This window comes from Leadbetterella byssophila DSM 17132 (genome assembly GCF_000166395.1).
GTDB classification, from domain to species: domain Bacteria; phylum Bacteroidota; class Bacteroidia; order Cytophagales; family Spirosomataceae; genus Leadbetterella; species Leadbetterella byssophila.
In genome coordinates, this window is the sequence record NC_014655.1 from 3,009,235 (window position 1) to 3,024,021 (window position 14,787).

Annotated in this window: 13 protein-coding genes and 1 tRNA gene; 9 read left to right on the plus strand and 5 right to left on the minus strand. The window is 39.8% G+C overall.

What is annotated here, in order from left to right; all coding sequences use genetic code 11:
- Positions 1-71: 71 nt before the first annotated feature.
- Genes ppk1 through LBYS_RS13425 form a run of 3 tightly spaced genes read left to right on the plus strand, consistent with a single transcriptional unit; the run spans position 72 to position 3,283 of the window.
- Positions 72-2,264 carry a polyphosphate kinase 1 gene (ppk1, locus tag LBYS_RS13415; RefSeq protein ID WP_013409387.1) on the plus strand — a complete coding sequence of 731 codons (2,193 nt, stop codon included), beginning with the start codon at positions 72-74 and terminating at the stop codon, positions 2,262-2,264.
- A 3-nt stretch (positions 2,265-2,267) separates the two neighbouring features.
- Positions 2,268-2,885: a peptide-methionine (S)-S-oxide reductase MsrA gene (gene msrA, locus LBYS_RS13420; protein WP_013409388.1), complete on the plus strand. Its 618-nt coding sequence runs from the start codon at positions 2,268-2,270 to the stop codon at positions 2,883-2,885.
- Positions 2,885-3,283 carry an HIT family protein gene (locus tag LBYS_RS13425; RefSeq protein WP_013409389.1) on the plus strand — a complete coding sequence of 133 codons (399 nt, stop codon included), beginning with the start codon at positions 2,885-2,887 and terminating at the stop codon, positions 3,281-3,283. The genes msrA and LBYS_RS13425 overlap by 1 nt, the downstream gene beginning before the upstream one ends.
- Here LBYS_RS13425 and LBYS_RS13430 read toward each other — a convergent pair.
- Complete coding sequence (locus tag LBYS_RS13430) at positions 3,243-4,739, minus strand: lipopolysaccharide biosynthesis protein (protein WP_013409390.1); 1,497 nt, start codon at positions 4,737-4,739, stop codon at positions 3,243-3,245. The two genes, LBYS_RS13425 and LBYS_RS13430, sit on opposite strands and share 41 nt — an antisense overlap.
- Before the next feature lie 125 nt (positions 4,740-4,864).
- Between LBYS_RS13430 and LBYS_RS13435 the strand changes: the two genes are divergently transcribed.
- From LBYS_RS13435 to clpX, 4 genes are all read left to right on the plus strand, one after another.
- Positions 4,865-4,946 (plus strand) — tRNA-Leu (locus LBYS_RS13435).
- A 58-nt stretch (positions 4,947-5,004) separates the two neighbouring features.
- Entirely contained in the window at positions 5,005-6,348 is a 1,344-nt protein-coding gene (locus tag LBYS_RS13440; protein WP_013409391.1) for a trigger factor, read from the plus strand.
- A gap of 116 nt (positions 6,349-6,464) precedes the next feature.
- Positions 6,465-7,142, plus strand: a complete 678-nt coding sequence (locus LBYS_RS13445) for a ClpP family protease (RefSeq protein WP_013409392.1) — start codon at positions 6,465-6,467, stop codon at positions 7,140-7,142.
- Positions 7,143-7,145: 3 nt separating this feature from the next.
- Positions 7,146-8,411 (plus strand): ATP-dependent Clp protease ATP-binding subunit ClpX, encoded by a 1,266-nt coding sequence (gene clpX, locus LBYS_RS13450; RefSeq protein ID WP_013409393.1) that lies wholly within the window; start codon positions 7,146-7,148, stop codon positions 8,409-8,411.
- A 22-nt stretch (positions 8,412-8,433) separates the two neighbouring features.
- Here clpX and LBYS_RS13455 read toward each other — a convergent pair whose 3' ends face one another.
- Entirely contained in the window at positions 8,434-9,528 is a 1,095-nt protein-coding gene (locus LBYS_RS13455; protein WP_013409394.1) for a P1 family peptidase, read from the minus strand.
- 58 nt (positions 9,529-9,586) lie between these two features.
- On the opposite strand from LBYS_RS13455, the gene LBYS_RS13460 reads away from it, so the two are divergent.
- Both LBYS_RS13460 and LBYS_RS13465 read left to right on the plus strand, forming a co-directional pair.
- Complete coding sequence (locus LBYS_RS13460; protein ID WP_013409395.1) at positions 9,587-11,392, plus strand: glycoside hydrolase family 2 protein; 1,806 nt, start codon at positions 9,587-9,589, stop codon at positions 11,390-11,392.
- Positions 11,389-11,589: a DUF4177 domain-containing protein gene (locus LBYS_RS13465; RefSeq protein WP_013409396.1), complete on the plus strand. Its 201-nt coding sequence runs from the start codon at positions 11,389-11,391 to the stop codon at positions 11,587-11,589. The genes LBYS_RS13460 and LBYS_RS13465 overlap by 4 nt, the downstream gene beginning before the upstream one ends.
- Positions 11,590-11,619: 30 nt before the next feature.
- Here LBYS_RS13465 and LBYS_RS13470 read toward each other — a convergent pair whose 3' ends face one another.
- The 3 genes from LBYS_RS13470 to mnmC2 are packed head-to-tail and all read right to left on the minus strand — an operon-like array spanning position 11,620 to position 14,725.
- On the minus strand, positions 11,620-12,963 hold the full coding sequence (locus LBYS_RS13470) for a dihydroorotase (RefSeq protein WP_013409397.1): 1,344 nt from the start codon (positions 12,961-12,963) through the stop codon (positions 11,620-11,622).
- Entirely contained in the window at positions 12,960-14,081 is a 1,122-nt protein-coding gene (locus LBYS_RS13475) for a hypothetical protein (RefSeq protein ID WP_013409398.1), read from the minus strand. The genes LBYS_RS13470 and LBYS_RS13475 overlap by 4 nt, the downstream gene beginning before the upstream one ends.
- Positions 14,078-14,725 (minus strand): tRNA (5-methylaminomethyl-2-thiouridine)(34)-methyltransferase MnmC2, encoded by a 648-nt coding sequence (gene mnmC2 / locus LBYS_RS13480; RefSeq protein WP_013409399.1) that lies wholly within the window; start codon positions 14,723-14,725, stop codon positions 14,078-14,080. Before mnmC2 ends, LBYS_RS13475 begins: the two co-directional genes overlap by 4 nt.
- Positions 14,726-14,787 lie beyond the last annotated feature (62 nt).

Below are 14,787 nucleotides of genomic sequence, written 5' to 3' on the forward strand. Positions count from 1 at the left end.
ATAATTTAATATCTGCTCGTTAATACTATTCAGGAATAGCGGTAAATTGACCGCTTAAAGTAGATCTAGATATGGGAAGTGTAACGGAAGGCGTAGCCTCATTTTTTAAAGACTTGCTCAACTTTGAGATGGGGAAAAGTGAATACGATTATAACCCGTCCATAAGAGACCAAAAGTCCGATAGCGATATTGAAAGATCCGACTTTATTTCCAGGGATTTAAGTTGGCTGAAATTCAATGAAAGAGTTTTGGATCAAGTGAGAAATCCGGATCTTAATATTTTTCAGAAATTCAAATTCTTGGCCATCACCGGATCAAACCTAGACGAATTCTTAACGGTGAGGGTAGGAAGTCTATATAATTACCTTGATTTTGGTAAACCAAGATTGGATTATTCCGGATTACGTGAAACGGCCTTCCGTAAAGTTTTACTAAATCATATCAAGAAATTTTCTGATGAGAGAAATAGACTATTTAGGGAAGAGCTTAAGCCTTTGTTTGAGGCAAATGAGTTTAAAATCGTAGAATATTCTGAATTACGGAAGGATCATAGACAATTGGTCAATGAGTTTTTTGACCAAATGGTGTATCCTATGTTAACTCCTATGGTTTATGATCATACCCATACATTTCCAATACTACTTCCAAAAAACTTAATTTTAGGTGTAGTTTCTGTAGATCACAATGTAAATCCGGATTCTGACGATAACAGAAAACTTTCCTTTGTTCAGATTCCTTCAAACCTGCCCAAATTCTTCGAAATAGAAGATGAAGGAATGGTACTATTTCTACCCATTGAGGATGTAGTAAAGCATAATCTGACTAAGGTTTACAAGAATGTAAAAATCGAAAGTGTGGACCTTTTCCGAATCATCAGAAATGGTGATTTTGAATTTGAAGATGATGAATTAGATGAGGATTTTGTCAATGAAATGAAAGAAAAAATCCGCGGTCGTCAAGCAGGTAGGGTAGTATTCATGGTCATTGAAAGTTCACCGTCTACGTACATGATGGATATCCTTAAAAAGAAATGGGATATCGATAAGTATAACATCCAAATCAATAATGATCTGATGGATTATACTCGTCTGATGCAGATAGTAAATCACGAGGATTTCAGATCTTACTTGCCGAAATCACCAAGTACCATTCCGCCTACTAACTATAATAAGGATATTTCAATCTTTGAGAACATCAAAGAACATGATATCCTACTTCATCATCCTTATAATAGTTTTGAGCCGGTTTTGCATTTGATTGAGCGGGCTGCAGAGGATCCAAATGTACTATCAATCAAACTTACAATTTATAGATTAGCTAAAAATTCTAGAATCACTGCCGCACTTTTAAGGGCTGCAGAAAACGGCAAGCACGTTTCTGCCCTATTTGAAATCAAGGCTAGATTTGACGAAGAAAACAATATTAGAGAAGCAGAAAAACTCAGAAAGGCAGGTTGCTTTGTGATCTATGGTATAGGTTGGCTAAAAACGCACACCAAACTTATGCTAATAGTAAGGAAAGAAGGCAGCAGAGTAGTTCAGTATGCACATATGTCCAGCGGTAATTACAATGAAGATACCTCAAGGTACTATACTGATGTAAGCCTTTTAACAGCAAATGAGGCCTATACTCACGATATTGCAGAGTTTTTCAATGCCATTACCGGACACTCCCAACCGAAATCATATAACCACTTAATCACTTCACCTAAAGATATGCGAAATGCGATCTTAAGGATGATTCAAAGGGAGATTGACAATCATAAAAAAGGTAAGACCGCCGGTATATGCTTGAAGATAAACTCTTTGGAAGATAAAGATGTGATAGAGGCATTATATGCCGCATCTCAAGCAGGGGTAAAAGTGAATCTTATTATACGAGGTATTTGTTGTCTACGCCCGGGAAGAGCAGGTTTAAGTGAGAATATAAAGGTTAGGTCAATAGTTGGAAATTACTTGGAGCATGCACGCATACTTTATTTCCATAATGCCGGTGAGCCCGAAGTTTTTGTGGGTAGTGCTGACCTAATGGTGAGAAGTTTTGATAAGAGGATAGAGTCTCTATTCCAAGTAACTAATGAACAATTGTCCGCCCAACTGACCCATATTCTCAAAGCAAATCTGGAAGACAATTACAACGCTTATGAATTATTAGAAAATGGGGAATATGTGAAAGTAGAAACTAAAGATTTGCCTACTCTTAATGTTCACCAATATTTCTATGAACGGGATCAACAAAATTTGCTTACCGATAAATTATTCTGAGTCATGAGAAAGTGGACGCTATTATTTTGGATAATTTTGCTTACAGGAAACGCGGCTTGTTCGCAGAAAAAACATAAGGATATGAGTAACTTACAAGAAGCCGTTTTGGCAGGAGGGTGTTTCTGGTGTACAGAAGCCATGTTTAAACAATTGAAAGGAGTAGATCACGTTGAATCCGGCTATGCAGGTGGAACGGTCATCAATCCTACTTACGAACAAGTATGCTCTGGGACCACCGGTCATGCAGAAGTAATAAAAATTTGGTATGATCCAAACGTGATCACATTTACAGGATTGTTGGAAGTTTTCTTTAAAACACATGATCCCACTACCTTAAATAGACAAGGAAATGATGTAGGTACTCAGTATAGATCTGCCATTTTCTACAGAAACGAGGAAGAGAAGAAAATCTCCGAAGAGATCATCAAAGAATTAGATGCTTCAGGATACTATTCAGATAAGATTGTGACCTCTTTGGAACCTTTGAATAATTATTTCGCTGCAGAAAACTATCATCAAGATTATTTTAGAGTGAAAGGTGACCAAAATCCCTATTGCCAAATGGTAGTAAAACCTAAATTGGAAAAATTTGAGAAGGTATTTAAAGATAAGATCAAATAATGGCCAGCATTTTTAGTAAAATCGTAGCAGGAGAAATCCCTGCACATAAGATTGCGGAAAACGATGAGTTCTTAGCTTTCTTAGACGTTTTCCCTTGTCATGAGGGGCATACATTAGTAATCCCTAAGAAGGAGGTAGACTATCTCTTTGATCTAGATGCAGATACTTATACCCGTTTGTTTGAATTTGCCAGGTCAATTGAACCGGCCATTAGAAAAGCAGTACCATGTCTTCGAGTAGGTTTAGCCGTTGTGGGATTAGAGGTGCCACACGTACATATCCATTTGATTCCTATGAACTCCATGTCTGATATGGATTTTACAAACAAATTAAAGGTGAGTCAGGAAGAATTAGCAGCTACTGCCCAGAAGATACGCTCTTTCGTTCCATTACAATAACAAATGCGAGGAACACTAGGCAAATGCCGCATTGCAAAACAAAATTCCCCACGGAAGCTTTTGCGTCCCTAAAAGAATACAGGATAATTATACCGGCAGCTATTGCCAAATACAAAAGCACTCTCCCCGTTTCATACGGAATGGGATAGTGCTTTTGTCCTAATATATAGCAAGCCCCCACCATCATCAGAGAAGACAAGGCAAAGGCTATGGCACAGCCCATAAATCCGTAAACAGGTATCAAAAGAATGTTTAATGCCACAGTTACGCACATGGTTCCTATGGTAATATAAGACCCATATTGGGTTTGATCACTTAATTTGAACCATATGGACAAGTTTCCATACAGGCCGATAAATAAATTGGCCAACAGTAACACCGGCACCACCTCTAGGCCATATCTGTAGTTCTCTCCCAAGATTAGTGCAATGATGTTCAAGTTAACACTTACCCCTATCCAAATGACGATACAGGCTATAGTAAACCATTTGGTACTCAAGGCAATCATCCCCGGAGAGTTCTTGTCTCCTACTTTTGAAAAGAATAATGGCTCTGCAGCATATCTATACGCCTGAACCACCAGGGTCATGAAGATGGAAAGCTTGTAAACATTAGCGTATAATCCAAAAGCCTCGTCTACTGACGGAAACTGAGGGTAGAATCCGGGAGGGAGGAATTTTCGGAATAAAAGTCGGTCAGCTACTAAATTGATAGATCCTGCCAGACCCATGATCATCAAAGGCCAGGCATACTCCAGTATCTTCTTCAATTCTGTTTGGTTCCATTGCATTTTAAATCCAACAAACTGTTTCCAAAGCAGGAGTAGAGTCAGTAAACTGGCAATGTAGTTAGCAAAGATGATATAATCTGGACCATCTTCTACGGAATAGAAATTTTTCACCCAGTAGGCCTGATCCGTTAAAAACTTTCCACTTAACACACCTTGACAAAAGAAAATGAAAAATAGTGTTGCTCCTATGGTCAAAAAGATGTTCGCTAGCTTGATAGCCACGAAGGTCTTCGCTTGTTGATTTGCCCTTAATTTCACAAAAGCAATGGCACATACTGCATCCACCCAAAGGATGACTGCAAAAAGTATAACCAGATGGCTTGCATCCGGGAAATTTAGCGCTACCGCAATTTCCTCGGAAAAGAAAATAATCAGACCGGATAGCGTGGCGCCAAAGAGAATGATGAAAGTTAAGATTAAGTTGAAATACTTCTGTTGATTTTCCTTCTTAGAAGCAAAGCGAAAGAAAGCGGTCTCTAAGCCGAATGTATAGATGATATTTAAAGGAACTACCAAGGCATAGAATAAGCCATTTTCTGCTAATAACTCCCTGTTTTCGAATACTCTAGTGTAAAGGGCCACCATCAGCCAGTTCAGTAGCCTACCTACTATAGTACTCATTCCGTATAAAACGGCATCGCCGGCCAGCTTCTTAAGAAAACTCATATATTTACATTGGTGGCCAAAGTTACACGGAAAATCTATCTCAAAAAAAACTTAAAAATTTTTTGCAGATTCTTTTGCATTTAAAAATTAGCTGCTACCTTTGCAGCCCGAAACAATGATTTACTGCGGGCGTGGCGGAACTGGTAGACGTGCTAGACTTAGGATCTAGTGCCGCAAGGCGTGGGGGTTCGATTCCCTCCGCCCGTACTTCTGACCCTTCAACCGGCTCGGTTGAGGGGTTTTTAAATTTTAAAACCTCAGTTAAATGCAGACAAAATTCGATAAAGTGTCTTCTACCCTAGGAAATCTTAAGGTGGAGGTTAGCGAAGCGGATTATAAGCCTTCCGTAGAGAAGAAGATCAGAGAATACGCAAAAACTGCGCAGGTGAAAGGCTTTAGACCAGGACATGTGCCTATTCCTTACATCAAAAACCTGTATGGAAAAAGCATATTGGTAGATGAAGTAATCAGAATAGCAAGTGACGCTGTTAATAATGTAATCAAAGAGGAAAAATTGAACATCGTTGGTGAGCCTAAGCCAACTGAAGATTCTTTCCAAATTGACTGGCATAAGCAAAAAGATTTCACTTTTGAATATACTTTAGGTTTCGCATCTGCATTTACAGTAGACGTGAATAGCATTCCTGCTATCACTCAATACGAAATCGAGCCTTCTGAAGAGCAAGTTCAAAACTCCATCGAAGACCTTAAGAAGCGCTTTGGAGTGGATAAAGAACCAGAAGTTTCTGCTGAAGGAGATATCATCTTTGGTAAACTTTCTCAAGAATCTACAGAATTCTTCTTCCAGTCTGGAATTCCTACTGACAAAGTAAAAGCTGATGCTAAAGCTCAGTTCATTGGTTTGAAAAAAGAAGATACTATCAAATTTGATATCCAATCCATCTTTGAAACCGCTCGTGAATTAGGTTTTGCCACAGGTAAATCTGACGAAGAGGCTGAACAATTGCAAGGTGAATTCACGTTTGTAGTAGAGAGAATCTCTCGCGTAGAACCTGCAGAACTTAATCAAGAATTCTTTGATAAAGTGTTAGGTGCTGATAAGGCGAAGGATGAGAAAGAATTTGTAGAACAAGTTCGCGCTATCATTAGCGAAAACTACAACCGTGAATCAGATTTCTTATTTGATTTTGAAGTTGAAAAAGCTCTTCTTGATAGCGTAACTATAGAACTTCCTGAAGAATTCTTGAAAGAATATCTTTTAGAAGTTAACCAAGGTAAAGCTACTGCTGAAGACTTGGAAAGAGAATTTCCTGCTATCTTGAGAGGAATCAAATTAGATTTCATCCGTGCTGAAGTAGCTAAAGATCATGAGATCAAAGTGGAATACAATGACGTTGTAGAAGAAGTGAAATCTGAAATTCGTGGATACTTCGGTGGTCAAGCCGGATTTGACGGAATGGAAGAGTTCATAGACAATATGGCGAAGAAACAATTGGACGGAACCAACAAGGAAAACACTCGTAAATACTTCGAAAGAGCATTCGGAAGAAAGGTGTTGAATTTCCTTAAAGAGAAAGTTCAAAGAAACAAAGAAAGCGTATCCGTAGAGAAGTTCAATGAACTTGCTTCGGCTTCCTATAAAAATTAAACTTACGTGACGGACTCGAGTCGGGCAGCGGTTTTTCCCTGCCCGATTTTTGTATTTTTAGGCTTTGAACTTTTACCCTGATTTCCATTGTTTTCTATAAATAATCAAAACATATTATGAACTTCGGAGAAGAATTTAGAAAATATGCGGTACATCATGCCGGAATTTCGGGTCTAACCTTTGATGATTATGTAAAACATAATGTCACTAACATGACTCCGAACATCATTGAGGAGCGTCCTATGCGTTTCGCCGCTATCGACGTGTTTTCCCGTTTGATCATGGACAGAATCATCTTTGTTGGGACAGGAATAGATGATCAAGTAGCGAATATTGTGGTAGCTCAATTGCTTTTCCTAGAGTCAGTTGATGCTAAAAAAGATATCCTTATGTATCTGAACAGTCCAGGTGGATCTGTTTACGCAGGTCTTGGAATGTATGATACTATGCAGTATGTAAGGCCGGAAGTGGCTACTATCTGTACTTCTCTTGCTGCCTCAATGGGCGCAGTGTTACTTGCCGGTGGTGCAGCCGGAAAAAGAACGGCTCTTCCTCATGCTCGTGTGATGATTCACCAACCAAGTGGCGGAGCTCAAGGACAGTCCAGAGACATGGAGATCACCGTGAAACAAATCATTGAACTTAGAAAAGAGCTTTACGAAATTCTAGCTCAGCATACGGGTAAAACCTTTGAAGAAATTGAAAGAGATTCCGACAGAGACTACTGGATGAAAGCTGAAGAAGCGAAAGCTTATGGCCTAATCGATGAAGTGCTCTATCGCGATAAAAACTAAGAGATGGGAAAAAGTAAAGAAGAAAATTGCTCGTTCTGCGGTAGAAGTAAGAACGAAGTAGAAATCCTCCTTACGGGTCAAAGCGGCAATATCTGCAATAATTGTATAGAGCAGGGCCATGAAATGATCCAAAGGGAGATCTATGGTGTAGACGTTACTAAACCTAAAAAAAGGGATAAAGGCGGTACCCCAAAATTCGATCTGAAACCTCCTCAGGAGCTAAAGAAATATCTGGATCGCTTCATCATTGGGCAAGATGAAGCAAAAAAAGTCCTGACAGTGGCCGTTTATAATCATTATAAGCGACTAATGCAGCCTTCCACCGGTGATGATGTGAACATTGAGAAATCAAATATCATCATGGTAGGTGAAACAGGAACAGGTAAGACTTATTTGGCTAGAACTATAGCAAAAATGTTAGAGGTGCCTTTTGCCATCGCTGACGCAACTGTGCTTACTGAAGCCGGTTATGTAGGAGAAGATATTGAAAGTATCTTGACTCGTCTCTTACAAGCTGCTGATTACAATGTAGAACAGGCTCAAAGAGGGATCGTATACATTGATGAGATTGACAAAATTGCCAGAAAGTCAGATAATCCATCTATCACCCGTGATGTAAGTGGGGAGGGTGTCCAACAAGGACTTTTGAAACTATTAGAAGGTTCTATAGTGGGCGTTCCACCGCAGGGAGGTAGAAAGCATCCTGACCAGCAATTGGTACAGGTGAATACGGAAAACATCCTGTTTATCTGTGGTGGTGCTTTTGACGGTATTGCCCGTCATATTGCTAAACGTATCAATACTTCACCAATAGGCTTTAGACAAGAAGGCAAAGGTGTTAATCTTCAATCAGACGAAAGTTTGATGAGATATGTAACTCAGCAGGATTTGAAATCATTTGGTTTGATTCCGGAGCTAATCGGTCGTTTACCTCTTCTAACCTATCTGAATCCACTAGATAGAAGTACTTTGAAGAGAATTTTGACTGAACCTCAGAATGCTTTGGTTAAGCAGTATAAAAAGCTTTTCCAAATGGAAAATATCAGCCTTGAATTTGAAGAAGCTGCTTTAGACTACATCGTTGATCAGGCAGTTAAATTCAACTTGGGCGCTAGAGGCTTACGCTCCATCTGCGAATCCATCCTCACGGATGCCATGTTTGAATTACCTTCAGATAAGAGCATAAAAGAGTTCCTTGTAACCCTTGATTATGCCAAATCAAAATTCGAACATTCCAGTCTTTACGAGATCAGAAAAGACGCAGCATAAAAAAATAGGCCTCGAAAGAGGCTTATTTTTTTGATATCATCTTCCGTACTTCATCAATTGGCAGGGCTTCAACTGTGCCGGAGACTCCCTTTAAAGTTTGAGCCATAAAAAGAGAATTAAGTAACGCCTCCTCCGTGGCTTCAATAGTGGCAAGGAAGAGCGGAGAGGTGTCATCATTATGAAGCTCTGTGCTCGTGTAATACTTGCTTCCGGGTTTTATTCTAACTTCCTCTGCCGTAGAAAATGCTATCACATAATCTCCACTGCCATTAGAAGCAATACCACCTGTCTTCGCTAATCCTAACATCGCCCTTTTAGCTAATCTTTCCAAGTTTCTGGAGCTTAATGGAGCATCTGTGGCCACTATCATCATACAGGAACCGTCTGCAGGGTCATTTAATTGATCATGTAAAAAATGTTTACCTAAATTCTTACCTACGGGAACACCGTTTATCTCCAATACCCCTCCGTAGTTACTTTGTACCAAAACACCTACCGTATAGCCGCCGGATTTTTCAGGTAAAACCCGGGAGGAGGTTCCTATTCCTCCTTTCCAGCCGAAGCAAACTGTGCCGGAGCCCGCTCCTACATTCCCTTCCTCAACAGGTCCTGACTTGGCATTTTTAATGGCATCTAATACATGCTGCTTTGTGATTACTCTAGCAGAAATATCGTTTAAGTACCCATCATTTGTTTCTCCTACAAGAAAATTCACAGACTTCACTCTTTCATTTCCCTTTTGACTAAGTGTATAATCAATTAGCGCATCTGCCGCCGTAGGAACAGACATGGTATTCGTCAGAATGATAGGCGTTTCTAGATTACCAAGTTCTTTGACCTGGCTAATCCCTGTCAATTTGCCAAACCCGTTCCCTATATATATACCGGCAGGGACCTTATTTTGAAATATATTATCTTCATGAGGAAGTATGGCGGTTACCCCGGTATGAATCCTATCTCCCTCATGCAGGGTAGTATGGCCCACTTTAACTCCTTTCACGTCTGTGATGGCATTTTGCTTTCCCGGAGTTAAAACACCAATTTTGATTCCCATTTCACGGGCTCTTTGAGCTTGTAAGCTTAATGATGCTAACATTAAAACGAAGAGTATTTTCATTTTACACTTTTACTTTGCTCACAAATATCCTATTTTACAGGTGAATTCAATCTAAACTATGAAACTTAAATCCTTAGTTGGCTTATTATTTTCAAGTACCAGCCTTTTTGCCCAGTATAAAATAGCAGGCGATAAGATTACTACGCCTTGGGCAGATAAAGTAGATGAGACTAAGCCCTTAAATGTTTATCCTCGCCCGCAATTGGAGCGTGAAAATTGGCAAAATCTTAATGGACTTTGGGATTATGCCATCACTCCTATAGACACTAAACCTTCACAGTATGAAGGGAAAATCCTGGTGCCATATGCGGTGGAGTCAGCTCTTTCTGGTGTAGGTAGAAGAGTGGGTAAGGACAGTACACTGTGGTATAAAACCCAAGTTGACCTGACAGCAAAAAACCATGAAGTTATTCTCCACTTTGGCGCAGTAGACTGGAAAACGGAGGTGTTTGTAAACGGCAAAAAAGTAGGGGAACATGAAGGCGGTTATGATCCTTTTTCTTTTAATATTACCCCTTTCTTGAATAAAGGTAGCAAGCAGGAAATTGTTTTATCCGTTTGGGATCCTACTGACAAAGGTCCGCAGCCTAATGGTAAACAAGTCTCTAATCCTCACGGTATCTGGTATACCCCTGTGACAGGAATCTGGCAGACGGTCTGGATAGAACAGGTGCCTAAATCACATATTGTAAGTACAAAACATACCCCGGATCTGGATCAATCTGCTCTGGTTTTCTCTTCTTTAGTTGCCGAAGCTCAGGATGGTGATCTACTTAAAGTGGAAATTTTGGAAGGAGGCAAATCCGTACAAGAGCTAAGTTTTGCGCCTAATACAGAACAAAGGATTAAATTGCAGAATCCTAAAATCTGGTCGCCAAGCCATCCATTTCTGTATGATTTAAAAGTAAGTTTAGTTCGTAAAGGAAAGGTAATAGATCAGGTCAAGTCCTACTTTGCCATGCGTAAGATCTCCATGAAAGCAGACGCAAAAGGCATTCAGAGATTGATGTTAAACAATGAGTTTCTGTTCCAGTATGGCCCTTTAGATCAAGGTTGGTGGCCTGACGGACTTTATACTGCACCCACTGATGAAGCTCTGAAATTTGATATAGTGAAGACCAAAGAAATGGGATTCAACATGATCAGAAAGCACATCAAAGTGGAGCCAGCTCGCTGGTATTATTACTGTGATACTGAAGGTATCCTAGTTTGGCAGGATATGCCAAGTGGAGATCTTGGCGGAAATGCCTGGGATATGAGATTAGGCAATATCAGTGGAAAGAATCTTGAAAAGAAGAGAACGGAAGCCTCTGAAAATATCTTTAAAAGGGAGTGGACGGCCATTATGTCTACTTTGCATAACTTCCCAAGTATTGTAGTTTGGGTGCCATTTAATGAGGCCTGGGGCCAATTTAAGACCAAAGAAATGACCGAACTCACCAAACGTTTAGATCCTTCTCGTCTCGTTAATAGTGCTAGTGGAGGAAACTTCTTCAATACCGGAGATATCCTAGACATTCACCACTACCCTGACCCTCAAATGCCGGATCCTCAGTTCTTCGGTATGGATCAGGTATTGGTTCTAGGTGAATTTGGAGGCCTTGGCTTACCCATAGAAGGCCATACCTGGCAAGACAAGAATAACTGGGGCTACCAAAGCTTTAAGAATAAAGAAGACTTAAAGAAAAGATATGCTGAATTTGTGGGCCAACTGAAGAATCTTATCCCATTAGGATTATCAGCGGCGGTATACACCCAAACTACGGACGTGGAAGTTGAAACGAATGGCTTAATGACTTACGATAGAAAATTGACTAAGATGGAAGGCTTAAAAGAGTTGCACCAAATACTATATAATAAATGAAAAAGTACGAATACAAGGTAATTAACGCTACTACTATTGGCTTCTGGAAGCCGAAACTAGAGACGAATGTGGTTACGGAAGAAATGAACAAATTGGGTCAAGACGGATGGGAGTTAGTCTCAGTTATGGATACTAGTGTAGGGTATGGTCAAACAAACGAAATACTGCTGTTCTTCAAGAGAGAAGCTAGATTCTAAATAAAGAAGGTGGTCCTTTGACCACCTTTTCTATTTTCTCGGACAAAATGTTAGCCTCCTTCCCGGTTCACTGAAGATGAATTCGCCATTATCATACTTTAATTCTCCGGAAACGAAGGTTTTTTCTATGGTTGAGCCAAAGGTCTTGCCTACAAATGGAGACCAGCCACATTTGTATTCCAGACTTTCCATTGTTACGGTAAATGGCCTATTGAGATTCACTAATACCAAATCAGCCCAGTAACCTTCTCTAATGTATCCTCTTTCCCTGATTTTAAAACAATCTGCCGGGGCATGAGCCATTTTCTCTACCACTTTTTCCAATGAAATCTTCCCTTGCAAGTGCATATCTAACATGACTTGTAGACTGTGCTGTACTAGAGGAACACCTGAAGGTGATTGCCAGTAAGATCCTGACTTCTCCTCCCAGGTATGAGGAGCATGGTCAGTGGCGATAATATCTAATTTATCATCCAATAATCCTTGAAGTAAGGCATCTCTCTGTCCGTGCTTTATGGAGGGATTACATTTGATTTGAGTACCAAAGGTCTTGTAGTCTTCAGCGTCAAAATACAAATGATGAACACACACTTCAGAAGTAATTTTCTTTTCAGCCAAAGGGAGGGAAGAACCAAATAGGTCTAATTCTTTTGCTGTAGAAATATGAAGGATATGTAATCTTGTTCCAAGTTTTTGTGCCAGGTCTACGGCAAAACTTGAAGATGTATAGCAGGCATCTACATCACGGATCAGAGCATGAATATCATATGGAACTTCATCTGTAGGATATAGTTCTTTATACTTTGCCAAATTTGCTTTTACAGTAGCTTCATCTTCGCAATGCGTTGCAATTAATCCTTCGAAATTCCCAAAGAATTTCTCCAAGGTCTGTGCATTATCTACAAGCATGTTTCCCGTGGAACTACCCATGAATAATTTCAAACCACACACCTTGCTTAAGTCCGTACGCATGGCTTCATCATAATTGTCGTTCGATCCACCCATGAAAAAGCTATAGTTGGTCCAGGAATCTTGCTCCGCTATCGCATATTTTTGCTCAAGTAATTCTTGAGTAAGTGTGTTAGGTACGGTGTTTGGCATCTCCATGAAGCTGGTGGTACCTCCTGCGAGTGCAGCTTTGGATTCTGTTGCAATTTGGGCTTTGTGCGTTAAGCCCGGCTCACGAAAATGTACTTGATCATCAATGACTCCAGGTAATAAATGCAGGCCTTCTCCATTGATTTCTTTATGATTCGTAAGTTTATCAATGATAGGAGCCAGTTTTACAATTCTACCTTTCTGTATTAAGATATCTTGATGTTCAATTTTGCCCTCGTTTACAATCGCTACATTGCGAATAATGTAATTCTTCATGCATTCAATTTTTTCTGCTCATCTTTAGCTACGGCGATTAACCAAAGATACTCAGCATTCTTTAAACAAAGTTTATAGTAATTTTTAGCGCCGGTTTTGTCTCCTTCCTTCTGTGCGATCCTCGCTAAGCCCAAATAGGCAAATGCCACATATTCTTTAGTGAACCTTTCATTAGCCTTTACCTTTAGGGCATTCTGATAGGATGCCTTTGCGACTGAGAAATCCTTATCCCTATGCTCTGCAATATACCCTTCAAACATATGATAAGAAAGTTTAGCTATAGGATTTGAGATGTTTTTGAGCTCAGCATTGACCTTCTCCGCTTGATCAAATTTTAAGTTTAGCAAAAGGCCCTCAATATAGGATATCCTAAAGATATAATTCCTTGGATAACGTTGATACAAGTCTTGAGAGAAATGTAAGGCCTTTCCAAAGTTTGATTCATACTTGATATATATGTCTCGTAAATAAGTGCCGGCTTCTGTCTTACTGAAAACAGAATTTTTATAGGATTTTTCTAACTCAGCCAGACCCTGTGCCATATTCCCTGAATCAAAGAACACCATTATGGGCTTTACTATAGGTTTTGTCTCAGGATAGCGCTCCCTGTAGTAATTGTATAAGCCATTAGCAAACAAAAATTCGGCATTAGTGTTTTTGAACTTTTTGCCCTCTTTGAAGAATTTTAGTGCTTTCCTGGCCTCTTGAGCAGCACTCATGGAATTTCCTTTATAATTTTCAGCAAGTGCCAAAAAGCCATGTCCAGCCAGTAAGAAAAAGGTGCATTCCATCCTATAACCAGGTTTATCATAGTACTTATGGCTGGCTTCTACACAAAGATTAAGCTCTTTTTGATATTGAGCTAAAGCATTTGGCTGCTGGTCTATCGGTAAGTACTTCCACTGCAACTGCAATGCATTGAGAAGATAATGTACGGGATGATCTTTATACTTCGTTTTTACAGGTGCGAAGGTAGCTGCGGCCTGATCATGTTGTAAGTTGTATAAATAATCTAAACCTTTTAGTACCGTTTCAATGGTGGCCTTATCCTCTAAAAACTGTGCTTTTAGAGGTGTAATCCATCCTATCCAAACCAAGAGTAGTAATATTCTTTTCATTTCTTGATAGCTCGTAAGACTTCTCGCTTGTGTGGAGGTCCCGGGTGTTTCTCTACTTCAAATCCCACTGCTTTCAGGTTTCTCTGTACCATTCCTTTTGAACAGTAGGTGCTTAAAACACCTCCTGCCTCCAGCATGTCTGCTATCCTTTGGAACAATTCCTCAGACCACATCTCTGGCTGGGCTTCCGGTGAAAATGCATCGTAATACACCAAATGAAACTTCCTGTCTGAAAGGAAATCCTGAACCTTTACGTTTTGCTTAATAACGCTGTAATAGGGGTGTATGGTGTGCTGTTCCCCCCACGCTAGTTCTTGGTATACCTGAATCTCAGTGGGAAATTGATCAAAGTGAGCTTTAGGTATAGGATATGCTTCCAAACCAATATATTCCGTTTGCCTCTGAGATTTTTCTGCTGCTAAGCCCGTAAGCCATGCATTAAGGCCGGTGCCAAATCCTACTTCTAACAATTGAATAGGGTCATTGAAATGTTCCATTATGTAATTATACCCCAATTCTATAAATACACGCTCTGATTCCGTTCTTGCTCCAAAAATGGAATGATAGTGCTGATCAAATTGATCAGAATAGAAAGTAATGGAGCCGTCTCCTGTGGTCCGAATGCCCAATTCCCTGTTTTCCATGAAGGTACAAAGATAAGAATAAAGATGCTCAGGAAACTGAAAGAGCTTAGGGATTGTTTTAA